Annotated in this window: 12 protein-coding genes; 10 read left to right on the top strand and 2 right to left on the bottom strand. The window is 72.2% G+C overall.

Annotation, left to right across the window (positions count from 1 at the left end):
- Positions 1–2 precede the first annotated feature (2 nt).
- From QSJ97_RS19575 to QSJ97_RS19585, 3 genes are all read left to right on the top strand, one after another.
- Positions 3–203: a DUF2065 family protein gene (locus QSJ97_RS19575; RefSeq protein ID WP_285673812.1), complete on the top strand. Its 201-nt coding sequence runs from the start codon at positions 3–5 to the stop codon at positions 201–203.
- Positions 204–240: 37 nt separating this feature from the next.
- Positions 241–1,722: a DegQ family serine endoprotease gene (locus QSJ97_RS19580; protein ID WP_285673813.1), complete on the top strand. Its 1,482-nt coding sequence runs from the start codon at positions 241–243 to the stop codon at positions 1,720–1,722.
- Positions 1,723–1,811: 89 nt separating this feature from the next.
- A complete protein-coding gene (locus QSJ97_RS19585) occupies positions 1,812–3,002 on the top strand; it encodes a pyridoxal phosphate-dependent aminotransferase (RefSeq protein ID WP_285673814.1) in 1,191 nt (396 codons plus the stop codon).
- A 46-nt stretch (positions 3,003–3,048) separates the two neighbouring features.
- Here the strand turns inward: QSJ97_RS19585 and QSJ97_RS19590 are convergent, their stop codons facing one another.
- A complete protein-coding gene (locus QSJ97_RS19590) occupies positions 3,049–4,479 on the bottom strand; it encodes a Glu/Leu/Phe/Val family dehydrogenase (RefSeq protein WP_285673815.1) in 1,431 nt (476 codons plus the stop codon).
- Positions 4,480–4,684: 205 nt separating this feature from the next.
- Between QSJ97_RS19590 and QSJ97_RS19595 the strand changes: the two genes are divergently transcribed.
- The 6 genes from QSJ97_RS19595 to QSJ97_RS19620 all read left to right on the top strand — a co-directional run bounded on the left by QSJ97_RS19595 (position 4,685) and on the right by QSJ97_RS19620 (position 11,555).
- On the top strand, positions 4,685–6,121 hold the full coding sequence (locus tag QSJ97_RS19595) for a cryptochrome/photolyase family protein (RefSeq protein WP_285673816.1): 1,437 nt from the start codon (positions 4,685–4,687) through the stop codon (positions 6,119–6,121).
- An 85-nt stretch (positions 6,122–6,206) separates the two neighbouring features.
- Positions 6,207–7,514: an NAD(P)/FAD-dependent oxidoreductase gene (locus tag QSJ97_RS19600; RefSeq protein ID WP_285673818.1), complete on the top strand. Its 1,308-nt coding sequence runs from the start codon at positions 6,207–6,209 to the stop codon at positions 7,512–7,514.
- Positions 7,504–8,355 carry a DUF1365 domain-containing protein gene (locus QSJ97_RS19605; protein ID WP_285673820.1) on the top strand — a complete coding sequence of 284 codons (852 nt, stop codon included), beginning with the start codon at positions 7,504–7,506 and terminating at the stop codon, positions 8,353–8,355. The genes QSJ97_RS19600 and QSJ97_RS19605 overlap by 11 nt, the downstream gene beginning before the upstream one ends.
- A gap of 51 nt (positions 8,356–8,406) precedes the next feature.
- Positions 8,407–9,615: an SAM-dependent methyltransferase gene (locus QSJ97_RS19610; protein ID WP_285673822.1), complete on the top strand. Its 1,209-nt coding sequence runs from the start codon at positions 8,407–8,409 to the stop codon at positions 9,613–9,615.
- Between the two features lie 83 nt (positions 9,616–9,698).
- Positions 9,699–10,199, top strand: coding sequence for a hypothetical protein (locus QSJ97_RS19615; protein ID WP_285673823.1), 501 nt, complete (start codon positions 9,699–9,701; stop codon positions 10,197–10,199).
- Positions 10,200–10,262: 63 nt separating this feature from the next.
- Complete coding sequence (locus tag QSJ97_RS19620) at positions 10,263–11,555, top strand: MFS transporter (protein WP_285673824.1); 1,293 nt, start codon at positions 10,263–10,265, stop codon at positions 11,553–11,555.
- 21 nt (positions 11,556–11,576) lie between these two features.
- On the opposite strand, the gene QSJ97_RS19625 is transcribed toward QSJ97_RS19620, so the two are convergent.
- Entirely contained in the window at positions 11,577–15,044 is a 3,468-nt protein-coding gene (locus tag QSJ97_RS19625; protein ID WP_285673825.1) for a pyruvate carboxylase, read from the bottom strand.
- 234 nt (positions 15,045–15,278) lie between these two features.
- On the opposite strand from QSJ97_RS19625, the gene QSJ97_RS19630 reads away from it, so the two are divergent.
- Positions 15,279–16,741 (top strand): hypothetical protein (locus tag QSJ97_RS19630; protein ID WP_285673827.1); only part of this gene is annotated, 1,463 nt, incomplete at its 3' end.

The following is a 16,741-nucleotide window of genomic DNA, read 5'->3' on the forward strand; positions in this document are numbered from 1 at the left end:
CGATGTCGGGCGCGGCGCTCGAGGATCTGGCGGCAGCCCTCGGGCTGCTGCTCGTGCTCGAGGGGCTCGCGCTGGCCTTCCTCGGGCCCCGGCTCGGCGCGGTCGTCGAGGCGCTCCGGGCCGCCGGCTCCGAGCGCCTGCGCTGGGCCGGGCTTGCCATGGCGGTCGGCGGCATGATCGTCTACCTTCTGGTGCGCGAATGATGCAGGGGCTGCCCTGCGCCTGTCCTAGGATGGAGGCATGAGCCTGATGATTTTTCGCAGAGTGGAGCGCGGCGCGCCGAAGGCGGCTCTCGGCCTCTTCGCCGCCATGTCCCTGGCGCTCGCCCTGATCGCCCTGCCGGCGCCGGAGGCGCTCGGCCGCGACGCGCCGGGCAGCTTCGCCGACCTCGCCGCCAAGCTGAGCCCGGCGGTGGTCAACATCTCCACCAAGCAGGCGGTGGACGAGCCCCCGGGGGCCGAGGCGCTGCCCGACGGGCCGTTCAACGACCTGTTCCGCGACTTCTTCGACCGCAACCGCCCGCGCGGGCCGGTGCAGTCGCTCGGCTCCGGCTTCGTGATCTCGGCCGACGGCTTCGTGGTGACCAACAACCACGTCATCAAGGACGCCGACGAGGTGACGGTGAACTTCCCCGACGGCGCGTCGTTCCAGGCCGATGTGATCGGCTCCGACGACAAGACCGACCTCGCGCTGCTGAAGATCGACGCCGGCAAGCCGCTGCCCTTCGTGCCCTGGGGCGACAGCAACGAGAGCCGGGTCGGCGACTGGGTGCTGGCGATCGGCAACCCCTTCGGCCTCGGCGGCTCGGTCTCGGCCGGCATCATCTCGGCGCGCAACCGCGACATCCGCGCCGGACCCTATGACGACTTCATCCAGACCGATGCCGCGATCAACCGCGGCAACTCCGGCGGCCCGCTGTTCAACCTCGCCGGCCAGGTGATCGGCGTGAACACCGCGATCATCTCGCCCTCGGGCGGCTCGATCGGCATCGGCTTCGCGGTGCCCTCGGCGCTGGCCCGCAACGTGATCGCGCAGCTGCGCGAGTTCGGCGAGACCCGGCGCGGCTGGCTCGGCGTGCGCATCCAGGAGGTCACCCCCGACATCGCCGAGACCCTCGATCTCGAGGCCGCCTCGGGCGCGCTGGTCGCCAGCGTCACCCCGGACGGCCCGGCCGAGGGCGCCAACATCCAGCCCGGCGACGTGATCCTGCGCTTCGACGGGCGCGACGTCTCGGAGATGCGCGACCTGCCGCGGATGGTGGCCGAGACCCCGGTCGGCAAGACCGTGCGCGTGGTGGTCTGGCGCAAGGGCAAGTCGGTGACGGTGAAGGTCAAGCTCGGCCGGCTGGAGAACCAGGACACGCTCGCCGCCGCCGCCCCGACGGGCGACGAGGGCGACCCCGGCGGCAGCAGCCAGGGCGCTGAGGTGCCGGGCGCCGGCATGGCGCTGGCCGCGCTCACCGCCGAGATCCGCGCCCGCTTCAGCATCGCCGACGACGTGGTCGGGGTGGTGGTCACCAGCGTCGATCCGCGCGGCCCGGCCGCCGCCAAGGGGATCGCCGCGGGCGACGTGATCCTCGAGATCGGCCAGGACCCGGTGAGCGACCCGGCGGTGATCGCGCAGCGCATCGTCGAGGCCCGCGAGCAGGGCCGCAACTCGGTGCTGCTGCTGGTGCAGTCGGGGCCGGACCTGCGCTTCGTGCCGCTGCCGGTGGGCGGCTGACCGCCCCCACCCCCTGCCCCATGCCCTGCCGGGCCGGTCCGCCGGCCCCGCAGCCCCTGCCCGCCCCGCCAGAGCCCGGAGCCTCTCCCATGCGCCTTTCCTCCCGCATCCAGCATGTCGTGCCCGGCGGCGACGACGGCTGGGAGATCTACTACCGCGCCCGCGCCATGGCGGAGGCCGGCGAGACCGTGACCATGCTCTCGATCGGCGACCATGACATCGGCCCGGATGCCGGGATCGTCGCGGCGCTGACCCGCAGCCTCGCGGCCGGGCATACCGGCTACACCCCCGTGGAGGGCACCGGCGAGCTGCGCGCCGCGATCGCCGCCACCCGCCCGGAGCCGACCGCGCCGGAGCAGGTCGCGGTCACCTGCGGCGGCCAGGCCGGGCTGTTCGCGGCGATGATGGCGGTGCTCGACCCGGGCGAGAGCTGCGTCGTGCTCGACCCCTATTACGCGACCTATGCCCAGACCGTGCGCGCCGCCGGCGGCGTCCCGATCATCGTGCCCTGCCGCGCCGCCGACGGCTTCCAGCCCGATGCCGGGGCGATCCGCGCGGCGCTGCGGCCCGACACCCGCGCGGTGCTGCTGAACACGCCGAACAACCCGAGCGGCGCGGTCTATGACGCCGAGCGCATCGCAGCCCTGGTGGCGCTGGCCGAGGAGCGCGGCCTCTGGCTGATCTCCGACGAGGTCTATGCCAGCCAGGTCTGGGCGGGCAGCCATCGCAGCCCGCGCGCGCTGCCGGCCGGCGAGCCGCGCACGCTGGTGGTCGGCTCGATGTCGAAATCCCACGGCATGACCGGCTTCCGCACCGGCTGGGTGATCGGCCCGCGTGCCGCGGTGGACCGGATCTGCGAGCTCGGCGTGACCACCACCTACGGGCTGCCGGGCTTCATCCAGGACGCCGCCGCCCATGCCCTCAGGCATGGCGAGGCGGCCGCCGCCGAGATCCGCGCCCGCTACGGCGCCCGGCGCGCGGCGGCGCTGGCGGCGCTCGGCAGCGGGCCGGGCTTTCGCGTGGTGCCGCCGGCGGGCGGCATGTATCTGCTGCTCGACATCCGCGAGACCGGGCTCACCGGCGACGCCTTCGCCGCGCGCCTGCTCGAGCGCTGCCGCATCGCGGTGATGCCGGGGGAGAGCTTCGGCGCGGCGGCGGCGGGGCATGTGCGCATCGCGCTCACCGTGGCCGAGCCGCTGCTGCTGCCGGCGCTGCGCGAGATCGCGGCGATGGCGGCCGGGCTGGCGATGCCGGCCGCCGCCGGCAGCTCCGCCGGCTGAGCCGGCGCCCGGGAAACCCCGGCCCGCGCGGGCCGGGGCGGCCGGCTCAGAGCCCCTTGGCCTGGTAGGTCTGCGCCACCCGGTCGATGGCGATCACGAAGCCGGCGATGCGCAGGTCCGGCACGTCGTCGCGCGCATGCCAGACCTCGCGCATCGCCTGGTAGGCCACCCGCATGGTGTCGTCGAGGCCCGAGCGCACGAGGTTCAGCTCGTCGGCGCCGCGGCTGAAGCGCTGGCGGAACTCCTCCGACACGGTCTTCCCGGTGAGCCGCTCGAGTTCGTCCATCAGGATCTGCTGGCGGCTCTCCTCCTCGCGCCGCTGCATCCGGCCGAAGCGGATATGGCTGAGGTTCTTGACCCATTCGAAATAGGAGACCGTGACGCCGCCGGCATTGGCATAGAGATCGGGGATGATCACGCAGCCCTTCTCGCGCAGGATCGTGTTGGCCCCCGCGGTCACCGGCCCGTTCGCCGCCTCGATGATCAGCGGCGCCTTGATGCGGTGCGCGTTGGCGAGGTTGATCACGCCCTCCAGCGCCGCCGGCACCAGGATGTCGCATTCCTCCTCGAGCAGCACCGGCCCGTCCTCGCGATAGGCCGCGCCGGGGAAGTCCTTGACCCCGCCGGTGGCGCCGATATGGCTCCGCACCGCCTCGACCGAGAGCCCGCTCTCGCTGTAGATCGCGCCGTCGCGCTCGATGATGCCGATGATCTTGCAGCCGTCCTCCTCCTCGAGGAACTTGGCGGCGTGATAGCCCACATTGCCGAGGCCCTGGATGATCACCCGCTTGCCGCCGAGGCCGGGGGAGAGGTTGGCGATCTTCACGTCCTCGGGGTGGCGGAAGAACTCGCGCAGCGCGTATTGCACGCCGCGCCCGGTGGCCTCGACGCGGCCGGCGATGCCGCCCGAGTTGCGCGGCTTGCCGGTGACGCAGGCGCGGCTGTCGATATCGGTGGTGTGCATCCGGGCATACTGGTCGGCGATCCAGGCCATCTCGCGCTCGCCGGTGCCCATGTCGGGTGCCGGCACGTTCTGCGAGGGGTTGATCAGGTCGCGCTTGATCAGCTCGTAGGCGAAGCGCCGGGTGATCTGCTCGAGCTCGTGCGCGTCCCATTCGCGCGGGTCGATGCAGAGCCCGCCCTTGGAGCCGCCGAAGGGCACCTCCACCAGCGAGCACTTGTAGGTCATCAGCGCCGCCAGCGCCTCGACCTCGTCCTGGTGCACCGCCAGCGCATAGCGGATGCCGCCCTTCACCGGCTCCATGTGCTCGGAATGCACCGAGCGATAGCCGGTGAAGGTGTGGATCTCGCCGCGCAGCCGCACGCCGAAGCGCACGGTATAGGTCGAGTTGCAGACCCGGATCTTCTGCGCCAGCCCCCTCGGCAGGTCCATCCGCTCGGCCGCCTGGTTGAACATGATGTCGACGCTGTCGCGGAAACTCGGCTCGTTGGTGCCCTGATAGACGGTCTGGGCCATGACGCTCCTCCCCTCTTTCGCGACGCCTCGTCTGGGCAATCGCCTGTTTATGGTGCCGATCCTGCGCCGATTGCCACGGGCGGTCAATCGCGAGGCCGGTGCCCGCAGCCTTGACCTTCCGGGGTTTGCGTTACTTCCATTTTCACCCCCAAGGCACGGAATTTCCCGCCCGCCGCACGGGAGCAGACCCGAGAGCGCCGCGCCGATGTCCGACAGCCCCGCCGCCACCATCCTCTGGCTCCGCCGCGACCTGCGGCTGGCCGATCACCCGGGCTGGGCCGCGGCGCTGGCCGGCGGCGGGCCGGTGATCCCGGTCTTCCTGCTCGACCCGGTGACCGAGCGCCAGCTCGGCGCGGCGCCGGCCTGGCGGCTCGGGCAGAGCCTCGCCGATCTCGCCGGCAGCATCCGCGACAAGGGCTCGCGGCTGGTGCTGCGCCGCGGCGACGCGCTGGAGACGCTGCGGGCGCTGATCGCCGAGACCGGCGCGCGCCGGGTGGTCTGGTCGCGCCTCTACGACAGCGCCAGCCGCGAGCGCGACACCGCGGTGAAGGCGGCGCTGAAGGCGGACGGCATCGCCGCCGAGAGCGTCAACGCGCATCTCCTCTTCGAGCCCTGGGAGGTGGCGACCAAGACCGGCAGCTTCTACAAGGTCTACACGCCGTTCTGGAAGGCGGTGCGCGGCGCCGATCTCGCCGAGCCGCTGGTCACCCCGCCGGACCTCGCGCCGCCCGGGCGCTGGCCGGCCTCCGAGGATCTCGCCGACTGGCGCCTCGAGGCGGCGATGGACCGCGGCGCGGCGATCGTGGCGCGCCATGCCGCGGTCGGCGAGGCGGCGGCGCGCGGCCGGCTCGGCTGGTTCACCGGCGAGGCGATCGGGCGCTACCGGGCGGAGCGCGACCGGCTCGACCGCGACGCCACCTCGCGGCTCTCGGCCGCGCTCTCGCTCGGCGAGATCTCGGCGCGCACGGTCTGGCATGCCGGCTGGCGCGCCGCCGGGCGGCTGGGCGGCGGCGCCTCGGCGGCGGCGGAGAGCTTCGTCTCGGAGCTGGTCTGGCGCGAGTTCGCCTATCACCTGCTGCACCACACGCCGCAGATCGAGCACCGCAACTGGCGCCAGGAATGGGATGCCTTCCCCTGGGCCGCCGACAGCGACGCCGCCGAGCGCTGGCGCCAGGGCCGCACCGGCATCGAGGCGGTCGATGCGGGAATGCGCGAGATGTATGTCACCGGCACCATGCACAACCGCGCGCGGATGCTGGTGGCGAGCTTCCTGACCAAGCACCTGATGGTCGACTGGCGCGCCGGCGAAGCCTGGTTCCGCGACTGCCTGGTGGACTGGGACCCGGCCTGCAACGCGATGGGCTGGCAATGGGCCGCCGGCACCGGGCCGGACGCCGCGCCGTTCTTCCGCGTCTTCAACCCGGAGACCCAGGCCGCGAAGTTCGACCCGGACCGGCGCTATCGCGACCGCTGGATCGCCGAGGGCCGCGCCGCACCGCACGAGGATGCGCTAAGCTGGTTCGGCGCGATCCCGCGCGGCTGGGGGCTCTCTCCCGGCGATGCCTATCCCGCCCCCGTGGTGGGTCTCGCGGAGGGGCGCGAACGGGCGCTCGCCGCCTACAAGAAACTGCGCGCCGCATGAGCGCGGCTGCATCCGGAGCCCGCCCCGGCGGGTATCGTCTGCAGGCAACCGGACAAGATCAACAGACCAAGGCACAGGACCGAGCATGAAGATTGCAATTGTGGGCGCCGGGATCTCCGGGCTCGGCGCGGCGCTGGCGCTCTCCGAGCGGCACGATGTGCGGATCTACGAACAGGCCGGCCGGCTGGGCGGCCATGCCAACACCGTGGAGGCGGCCTTCCCGGACGGGATGCAGCCGGTGGACACCGGCTTCATCGTCTACAACCAGCGCAACTACCCCAATCTCTGCGGGCTGTTCGCGCATCTCGACGTGCCGACGAAATGGTCCGACATGTCGTTCGGCTTCTCGCTCGGCGGCGGCGCCTGCGAATATGCCTGCGACAACCTCGACAAGGTGTTCGCCCAGCGCTGGCGGGTGTTCGACCCGCGCTTCATCCGGATGACGCGCGAGATCCTGCGCTTCACCAGGGTCGGGCAGGCCGATCTGGCGGGCGGCCGGGCCAACGACCTGGCGCTCGGCGAATGGCTCGAGAGTCGGCGTTTCTCGCCCTGGTTCCGCGAGCGCTTCCTGCTGCCGATGGGCGGGGCGATCTGGTCGACCTCGGTGGCGCGGATGCTCGATTTCCCGGCGCGCAACTTCCTCAACTTCTTCTGCAACCACGACCTGATGACCGGGCTCGACCCGGCGCAGCGCTGGCGCACGGTGGATGGCGGCTCGCGGGAATATGTCCGCCGGGTGCATGCCCGCCTCGGCCCGCGGGTGCAGCTCGGCCGCGCCGCGGCGCGGGTCGAGAGCGCCGGGGCGCGCCCGCGGATCCGCTTCGCGGACGGCACGGCGGAGCGCTTCGACCAGGTGGTGCTGGCGGTTCACGGCCCCGAGGCGCGCCGGCTGCTGGCCCGCCCGGACGCGCAGCAGGCGCGCCTGCTCGGCAGCTTCCGCACCACCGAGAACCGCGCCGTGCTGCATTCCGACACCCGGCTGATGCCGCGGCGCCGGCGGGTCTGGTCGTCGTGGAACTTCCTCGCCGACCGGCACGAGGCCGAGGGCACCCGCCCGGCGCAGGTGACCTACTGGATGAACCGGCTGCAGGGCATTCCCGAGCACCGGCCGCTGTTCGTCAGCCTCAACCCGCGCGACGAGATCGACCCGGCGCTGACCCATGGCGTCTACGACTATGCCCATCCCTTCTTCGACCTCGCCGCCTTCGAGGCACAGCGCGGGATGGATGCGATCCAGGGCCGCGGCGGGGTCTGGTATGCCGGCGCCTGGCTCGGCTACGGCTTCCACGAGGACGGGCTGCGGGCCGGGCTGCGGGTCGCCGACGCGCTCGGCGCGCGCCCGGCCTGGGCGGCCGATCCCGGCCCGCCGATGGTGGCCGCCGATGCGGCCTGAGCCGGGCATCCGGGCGGCCGCCCCGGCACCGGCGGAGGCGCCGGCCGAGACGCTGGCCGAGACGCCGGCGGCCTGCCTCTATCCGGGCCATGTGATGCACATGCGCCTGAGCCCCTTCGCGCACCGCTTCCGCTACCGCGTGTTCACCCTGCTGATCGATGCCGACCGGATGGCGGAGACCTGCGCGCCGCTGCGCCTGCTGGGCTTCGAGCGCCGCCGCCTGCTCAGCCTCTGGCGGCGCGACCACGGCCCCCGCGACGGCACCGACCTGCGCCCCTGGGTCGAGGCGCGGCTGGCCGAGCGCGGGCTGCCCCGGCCGGCGCGGATCTGGCTGCTGAGCTTCCCGCGCATCCTCGGCTATGCCTTCAACCCGCTCTCGGTCTATTTCTGCCACGACGAGGCCGGCGCGCTGGAAAGCGTGGTCTACGAGGTCAAGAACACCTTCGGCGACCAGCACGCCTATGCCCTGCCGGCCCGGCCCGGGCGCGACGGCACGGTGCGCCACGAGACCGACAAGGGCTTCTTCGTCTCGCCCTTCATCGGCATGGACCAGCGCTATGCCTTCACCATCCGCGCGCCGGGCGAGCGGCTGGCGCTGCGCATCCGCCAGGGCGACGGCAGCGGCCCCTGGCTGATCGCCGCGCAGACCGGCCGGCGCCGCCCGCTCAGCGATGCCAGCCTGCTGGCGCGCTGGCTGTCGCACCCGCTGATGACCGTCAAGGTCTTCGCCGCGATCCACTGGCAGGCGCTGCGGCTGTGGCGCAAGGGCGCGCGCTTCCACCGCTATCGCGGCCCCTATCCGCAGGCCGACGCCGCGGCGCGGCAGACGAATTTGGGCTAGGCGAGACGTTGGCCAGGGTTTATTCATCGCATGACGACGGGAGAGGTGTGAATGGCGCTGAAAAGCACCAGGGGACAGACTGCCCTGCCTCGGCGGTTCGACCCCTTTTTCGCGATTCTCGAGCGGATCGAACACGGCAGTGTCGAGGTCGGCCTGCCGGACGGTCGGGTATTCCTCGCCGAGGGCGAGGCCCCCGGCCCCGCCGGCCGCTTCGACGTGGTCAACCCGGAGATGTTCGCGCGGCTGATCCGCGAGGGCGAGCTCGGCTTTGCCGAGATGTTCATCGACGGCTGGTGGACCACGCCCGACCTGCAGCCGCTGCTCGACGTGCTGCTGCTCAACAACCGGGCGATCGGGCGCAACTTCACCGGCATGGGCCTGGTGCGCGCCTATGAGCGGCTGCGCCACCAGCTGCGCGGCAATTCGCGCCGGGGCGCGAAGCGGAACATCTCGGCGCATTACGATCTCGGCAATGCCTTCTACGCCGCCTGGCTCGACCGCTCGATGACCTATTCCTCGGCGCTGTTCGCCCCGGGGCGCGACGATCTGACGGATGCGCAGCGCAACAAGTATGCCGCGATCTGCGACCGGATGCAGCTCGCGCCCGATCACGAGGTGCTGGAGATCGGCTGCGGCTGGGGCGGCTTCGCGGAATACGCCATCGCCGAGCGCGGCGCCCGCGTCACCGGCCTCACGCTGTCGCGCGAGCAGGCCGATTTCGCGCGGGCCCGGCTCTTCGAGGCGGGGCTGGCCGAGCGCGCCGAGATCCGGCTGCAGGACTATCGCGACGAGCGCGGGCGCTATGACGGCGTCGCCTCGATCGAGATGTTCGAGGCGGTCGGCGAGAAGTACTGGCCGACCTTCTTCGGCACGCTGCGCGAGCGCCTGAAGCCCGGCTCGCTCGCGGCGATGCAGGTAATCACCATTGCCGACGATCTGTTTGCAGGTTATCGGAAGGGCACGGACTTCATCCAGAAGTTCATCTTTCCGGGTGGCATGTTGCCCTCACCTCAGATTTTTCGTGCCGAGGTGGAGAGATCCGGTCTGGATCTGATAGGGTCTATGGAGTTTGGTAAAGATTATTCGCGCACCTTGCGCGAGTGGCGGGAGCGGTTCAACGGGGCGTGGCAGGACATCGCGGCGTTGGGGTTCGATGGTCGGTTCCGGCGGATGTGGAACTTCTATCTCGCCAGTTGCGCGGCGTGTTTCGCTGCCGGAACGACGGATGTGTCACAGGTGGCGTTGCGGCGGGGTACGTGAGGGCGCGCGGCAGGGGTCGCATCGCCCGATGGGATGGAACGCGCGGCCGCTGGCGGCGGGGACCATGAACGGGAGGCTGCTGGATGCTGCTCTACCGCGCGCTCTGCGCCCTCTTCGTCGCCTGGGCGATGAACTGGTCGTTCTCGCGGCCGGAAGCGGAGCTGCTGCGCAACGAGATCCCTGAATTCGCAGCCATCGCCCCCTTCGCGGGCGCCCTTGTCGGCTTCGTCAACCTGGCCCGGCGGCAGGGTTGGGGCGGCATCGTGGCGGTGGCCAACGGGATGTGGGCCGGCTTCCTGTCGATCGTCATCACCAGCGTGATCTTCGTCTTCACCCGGGCGGCGGATTCGACCGCCCGCGTCGGCGACACCGACACCGATTTCGTCTTCAAGATCATCTCCGAGAGCGTCGCCGAGGTGGTCGACAACCTCGCCTCGTTCCCGCTGCTGGTGCTCTGCATCGGCGCCTCGGCGGTGGTCGGGCTGGTCACCGAGGTGATCCACTGGGCGCTGGTCAAGCTGCGCAAGCGCAAGGGCCTCAAGGAGCGCAACGACCGCCGCGCCCATCGCCCCTCGATGTACTGAGCCGCGGCGCGTTCCACGTGAACTCCGCTTGAAGCGGGGCGGCCGCGGGCCATCTCGCCCGGCATGTCCCGCCGCCTCGCCCATATCGGCTATGCCCTGCCCGCGCTGCCGCTCGCCGCGCTCTACCTGCCGGTGTTCAGCTACATCGTGCCGTTCTATGCCGCCGAGCGCGACGTGGCGCTCGGCGCGCTCGGCACCGCGCTGATCCTGATCCGCCTGTTCGACGCGGTCAGCGACCCGGCGATCGGCTGGCTCTCGGACCGCACGCCGGGGGCCTGGGCGCGGCGGCTCTGGCTGGTCGCCGCGGTGCCGCTGATCATGGCCGCGACCTGGGCCGTCTTCGTGCCGCCGGAGAGCGCCGGGCTGGCCCATGCGGTGCTCTGGCTCGCCGCGCTGACGCTGGGATGGACCATGGCGCAGACGCCCTATGTCGCCTGGGGCGCCGAGCTCGAGGACAGCTATGACGGGCGCACCCGGGTCACCGCCTGGCGCGAGGCCCTGGTGCTGCTCGGCACGCTGGCGGCGACGCTGCTCTACGTGCTCGGCGGCGAGGGCGGCGCCGGGCTGGCGGCGGTGGCGCTGCTGGTGGTGCTGGCGCTGCCGGTCACGGTGGCCGCGGCCTGCCTGATGGCCGGCGAGCCGCGGCGGCCGGCGCGGCGGCTCTCGCTCGCCGAGGGGGCGCGGGCGATGGCGGCCAACGCGCCGTTCCGCCGGCTGCTGCTGGCCTGGTTCGTCAACGGCGCGGCGAACGGGCTGCCGGTGACGCTCTTCGTGTTCTTCGTCGGCCACCGGCTGCAGGCGCCGGAGGCGGTCGGCGCGCTGCTGCTGGCCTATTTCGCCGCGGCGGTCGGCGGGGTGCCGCTCTGGGTCCGGATCGCCGGGCGGATGCCGAAGCACCGCGCCTGGGCCTGGGGGATGATCTATGCCTGCGCGGTGTTCGCCAGCGTGTTCTGGCTCGAACCGGGGGATGTCGCCGGCTTCGCGGTGATCTCGGTGCTGACCGGGCTGGCGCTGGGGGCCGATCTCGCGCTGCCGCCCTCGATCCAGGCGGATGTGGTGGAGACCGACCGGCTGGCCACCGGGGCGGCGCGGGCCGGGCTGTTCTTCGCGCTCTGGCAGGTCGCGACCAAGGCGGCGCTGGCGCTCTCCTCGGGCACCGCGCTGATCCTGCTCGGCGCCGCCGGCTTCGTGCCGACGGCGGCGGTCGGCGCCAGCCCGCCGGAGGCGATGGCGGCGCTCACCTGGCTCTATGCCGGCGTGCCGATCGCGCTCAAGCTGGTGGCCATCGGGCTGATGTGGCGCTTCCCGCTGGACCGCGACCGGCTGGAGGCGCTGCGCGCCGCCCAGCCGGCCTGAGCCCCGGCCCCCGGCCCGGCCCTAGCCGGCGAAGGTCAGCAGCAGGTCCTTGGCATCGACCTGGGTGCCGGCGGCGGCCACCACCCGCTCGATCACCCCGTCGCGCTCGGCGATGATCGCGGTCTCCATCTTCATCGCCTCCAGCGTCATCAGCACGTCGCCGGCATGCACGGTCTGGCCCTGGGTGACGGCGACCGAGCCGACGACGCCCGGCATCGGCGCCGGCAGGTGCAGCGGGTTGCCCGGCTCGGCCTGCTCGGCCCGGCGCGCGGTCGCCTCGAAGCGGCGGTCGGCGACGCGCACCGTGCGCGGCTGGCCGTTGAGCTCGAAGAACAGCTTCACCTCGCCCTTCTCGTCGGGCTCGGAGATCGCCTGCAGCCGGATCACCAGCGTGACGCCGGGGCGCAGGTCGACATGGATCTCCTCGCGCGGCTCCATGCCGTAGAAGAAGGTCGGCGTCGGCAGCACCCGCACCGGGCCGAAATCGCGCCGCCGGCCCATGTAGTCGAGATAGACCTTGGGATAGATCAGGTAGCTCGCGAGATCCTCGTCATCGACGGTGTGGCCCTCCATCTCGGCCATCGCCTCGGCGCGCCTGGCCTCGAGATCGACCGGCTCCATCAGGCTGCCGGGGCGCACGGTGAGCGGCGCGGCGCCCTTCAGCAGCCGCTTCTGCAGCGCCTCGGGGAAGCCGCCATGGGGCTGGCCGACCTCGCCGCGGAAGAAGGCCAGCACCGAATCCGGCACCGAGATGTCCATGTCAGGGTCGAGCAGGTCCTCGGCCTTGTGCCCGCCGGCGACCAGCGTCAGCGCCATGTCGCCCACGGTCTTGGCGATCGGCGTCACCTTGATGACGTCGCCGAACAGCCGGTTGACATCGGCATAGGCGGCGGCGACCTCGTCCCAGCGCTCCTCGAGCCCCATCGAGCGGGCCTGGGCGCGCAGGTTGGTCACCTGTCCGCCCGGCATCTCGTGGGAATAGACCTCGGCGGTGCCGCTGCGCATCTCCGACTCGAAGCCCGCATAGAGCCGGCGCACGCCCTCCCAGTAGGCGCTGATCTCGCGGATCGCGCCGGCATCGAGCCCGGTGTCGCGCGGCTGGTTGCGCAGCGCCGCGACCACCGAGCCGAGCGGCGGCTGCGAGGTGACGCCGGAGAGCGCGTCCATCGCGAGGTCCACCGCATCGACCCCGGCCGCCGAGGCCGCGAGGATCGAGGCCGCCGAGATGCCGCTGGTGTCATGGGTGTGGAAATGCACCGGCAGCGAGGTCTCGTTCTTGAGCGCGCGCACCAGCGCCTCGGCGGCGGCCGGCTTCACCAGCCCGCCCATGTCCTTGATGCAGAGGATATGCGCGCCGGCCGCCTCGAGCTCCTTGGCCAGCCCGACATAATAGGCCAGCGAGTATTTCGCCCGGTCCGGGTCGTGGATGTCGCCGGTGTAGCAGATCGAGGCCTCGCAGATCTTGCCGGTCTCGATCACTTGGTCCATCGCGACGCGCATGCTCTCGACCCAGTTGAGCGGGTCGAAGATGCGGAACACGTCGATCCCGGTCTTGGCGGCGCGGTCGATGAAGTGCTGCACCACGTTGTCGGGGTAGTTGGTGTAGCCGACCGCGTTGGAGGCGCGCAGCAGCATCTGGGTCAGCAGGTTGGGCATCCGCTCGCGCAGCTCGCGCAGGCGCTGCCAGGGGCATTCCTGCAGGAAGCGGTAGGCGACGTCGAAGGTCGCGCCGCCCCAGCACTCCATCGAGAACAGCCCGGGCAGGTTGCCGGCATAGGCCGGCGCCACCCGCAGCATGTCGACCGAGCGCATCCGGGTGGCGAGCAGCGACTGGTGGCTGTCGCGCATCGTGGTGTCGGTGATCAGCAGCCGGTCCTGCTTCAGCATCCAGTCGGCGACGCCCTTCGGCCCCTCGGCGAGCAGCAGCTCGCGGGTGCCGGACAGCGGCGGCGTGACCCGCGCATGCGGCGCCACCGGCGGGCGGGCATGGGCCGGCAGCCGGGGCCGGCCGGCCACCTCCGGGTTGCCGTTCACCGTGACCTCGGCGATGTAGCGCAGCAGCTTGGTCGCCCGGTCGCGGCGCTTGGGAAACACGAACAGCTCCGGCGTCGTGTCGATGAAGCGCGTGGTGTAGGACTGGTCGATGAAGGACGGGTGCTTGAGCAGGTTCTCGACGAAGACGATGTTGGTCGCGACGCCGCGGATGCGGAACTCGCGCAGCGCCCGGTCCATCCGCGCCACCGCCTGCTCCGGGGTCGGCGCCCAGGCGGTCACCTTCTCCAGCAGCGAATCGTAGTAGCGGGTGATCACCGCGCCGGAATAGGCGGTGCCGCCGTCGAGCCGGATGCCGAAGCCGGTGGCGCCGCGATAGGCGGTGATGCGGCCGTAATCCGGCACGAAGTTGTTGGTCGGGTCCTCGGTGGTCACGCGGCACTGGATGGCATGGCCCTTGAGCACCACATCCGCCTGCGAGGCGGCGCCGGTGGCCTCGGCGATCGAGGCGCCCTCGGTGATGCGGATCTGCGCGCGCACGATGTCGATGCCGGTCACCTCCTCGGTGACGGTGTGCTCGACCTGGATGCGCGGGTTGACCTCGATGAAGTAGAAGGCGCCGCTGTCCATGTCCATCAGGAACTCGACGGTGCCGGCGCAGGCATAGCCGGCATGGCGGGCGATCTTCAGCGCCAGCCCGCAGAGCTCCTCGCGGCGCTCCCGGGTGAGATAGGGCGCCGGCGCGCGCTCCACGACCTTCTGGTTGCGGCGCTGCACGGTGCAGTCGCGCTCCCAGAGGTGATAGATCTCGCCCTGCCGGTCGCCGAGGATCTGCACCTCGACATGGCGCGCGCGCTGGATCAGCTTCTCGAGATAGCCGTCGCCCTTGCCGAAGGCCTGCGTCGCCTCGGAGCGGCCCTCGCGCAGCTTGGCGACCAGCTCGTCCGGCCCCTGGATCGGGCGCATGCCGCGGCCGCCGCCGCCCCAGGAGGCCTTGAGCATCAGCGGATAGCCGATCTCCTCGGCCCGCGCCCGGATCGCCTCGAGCTCGGCCGGGCTGGCCGCATCGACATCCGGCAGCACGTCGGAGGCCGGGATCACCGGCACGCCCGCCGCGATCGCCGCCTGCCGGGCCGAGGCCTTGTCGCCGAGCATCCGCATGGTATCCGCCGAGGGGCCGATGAAGGCGATCCCGGCGGCGGTGCAGGCATCGACCAGGTCGGGGTTCTCCGACAGCAGGCCATAGCCCGGATGCAGCGCGTCGGCGCCGCTCTCGCGCGCGATGCGCATGATGTCGTCGATGTCGAGATAGGCGGCCACCGGACCGCGCCCCGCGCCCACCTGATAGGCCTCGTCCGCCTTGAAGCGGTGCAGGCCGAGCTTGTCCTCCTCGGCATAGATCGCCACGGTGCGCTTGCCGAGCTCGTTCGCCGCCCGCATCACGCGGATGGCGATCTCGCCCCTGTTTGCAACGAGGATCTTCTGGAAAGTGGGCATTTCGGTCTCCGGCATGGTCGAGGGCGGGTTAACATCGCGGCAGCGCAACATTTTCGCAATACCCAAACGGCCGGACGAAAATTCCACTTGCCGGGTGCCCGGTGCCGGGTGCCGGCCGGCCCGGCCCGCCGCGGCGGCAACCCCGGAGCTTCGCGCGCATGCGCTGGCATGACGCTTGCCCCATGCGGTCGAATGCAGGCATCTATGGCGACGCATAGTGACCGGAGATCGTCTATGGAGCTCACCGAGGACAGCACGCGGGGTCCGTTCGTCCGCCTCCTCGTATCGGCGCTGGCGCTGGCCGCGCTCTGGGCCGGCGCGCAGGTCCTGCCGGCGCTGCCGCCGTTCGCGCTCGCCGTCGTCACCATCGCGATCGCCTGGCCGATCTGGGTGGCGCGGGTCGAGGCGGCGCAGATGGACCGGCGGCTGCTGGTCGAGGGCATGGTGGCGCGCCGCAGCTGGCTGTTCCGCATCCTCTGGCCGGGGCACCTGGTCGCCATCGTCGAGGCGCTGGTGGCCGGGGTCTATGCGCTGCTGCTGCTGGCGCTGGCGAACCTGATGCAGCCCGAGCACTGGATGGTGCTCGGCGCCGGCGCGGCGCTGGTGGCGCTGGCCGCCGGGCCGCTGGCGCGGCTCTCGCGGCGGCTCGCGCAGCCCGGCATGGCGCGGCCGCTGATGCGCCGCTGGCCGCTGCACATCGTCGGCATCGCGGTGCTGGCGGCCGGCTTCTTCGTGGTCGACTACGCGCTGCTCGGCGCCCCGGACACCCGCGGCGAGGCCTGGACCGATGTCGCGACCCGCGCCTTCGCCGCCGGCGAGGGTGCCGAGACGGCGCTCGCCGCCTGGCTGATCGGCGGGCTCTCGGCGGCCGATGCGCTGGCCTGGCACCTCTCGCAGACGCTGATCCCGACGCTGCCCGAGGGCGCGCTGCGGGCGGCCTCCTGGGCGCTGGTGCTGGGCGGCGCCGGGATCGTCGCGCTGATCTACACGCGGCTGCTGGTCGGGGCGCTGGCGCTGGCCGACGGCCGCGCCGCCGGCCGCCCGGCGATGCTGCCGGCGGCGCTGGTGGCCGGCGCCGCGATGCTGCTGGTGGCGCTGCTGCCGCGGCTCTCCGCCGAGATCGCCGGCGACGCGGCCGGGCGTGCCGCGACCCTGCGCACCCTCGCGACCTATGTGAACCCCTGCGGGCAGGCGCCGATCACCCCGGCGAGCCTCGCGACCCGGGCAAGCGTCGAGATCGACACCGCGGCGAGCGACGTCGCGGCGATGCAGGAGGCCCGGATCTCCCGCCTCGCGGCGCGCCTCGACGCGCAAACCGAGGCCGGCATCGAGCGCTATCTCGACTGGCATTTCTCGGTGCGCGGCGAATACGAGCGGCTGCTGGCGCTCGCCGTCGGCAACCTCGCCGAGACCCTGCGCGCGCCGCTGCAGCGCGCGGTGCCGAGCGGGCAGCACCTCGCCGACCGGATCAATGCCGAGCGGCGGATGCTCGACTCGCTGGCCGATCTGCAGATGGCCGCCGCCGCCAAGCGCGCCGGCACCGCGGCGCTGACCGAGGTCGCCGACGCGCCGTGCCTCGGGGCCGAGTTCGTGCGGCTCGATCTCTCCACCCTGCCCGAGCTGACCGCGACGCCGCTGCCCGAGGGCGCCATCGCCGCGGCCGCCACCCTGCCGCTGCGCCAGGCGCTGTCGCGGGC

It is taken from the genome of Paralimibaculum aggregatum (assembly GCF_030270585.1).
Classification (GTDB): domain Bacteria; phylum Pseudomonadota; class Alphaproteobacteria; order Rhodobacterales; family Rhodobacteraceae; genus Thermohalobaculum; species Thermohalobaculum aggregatum.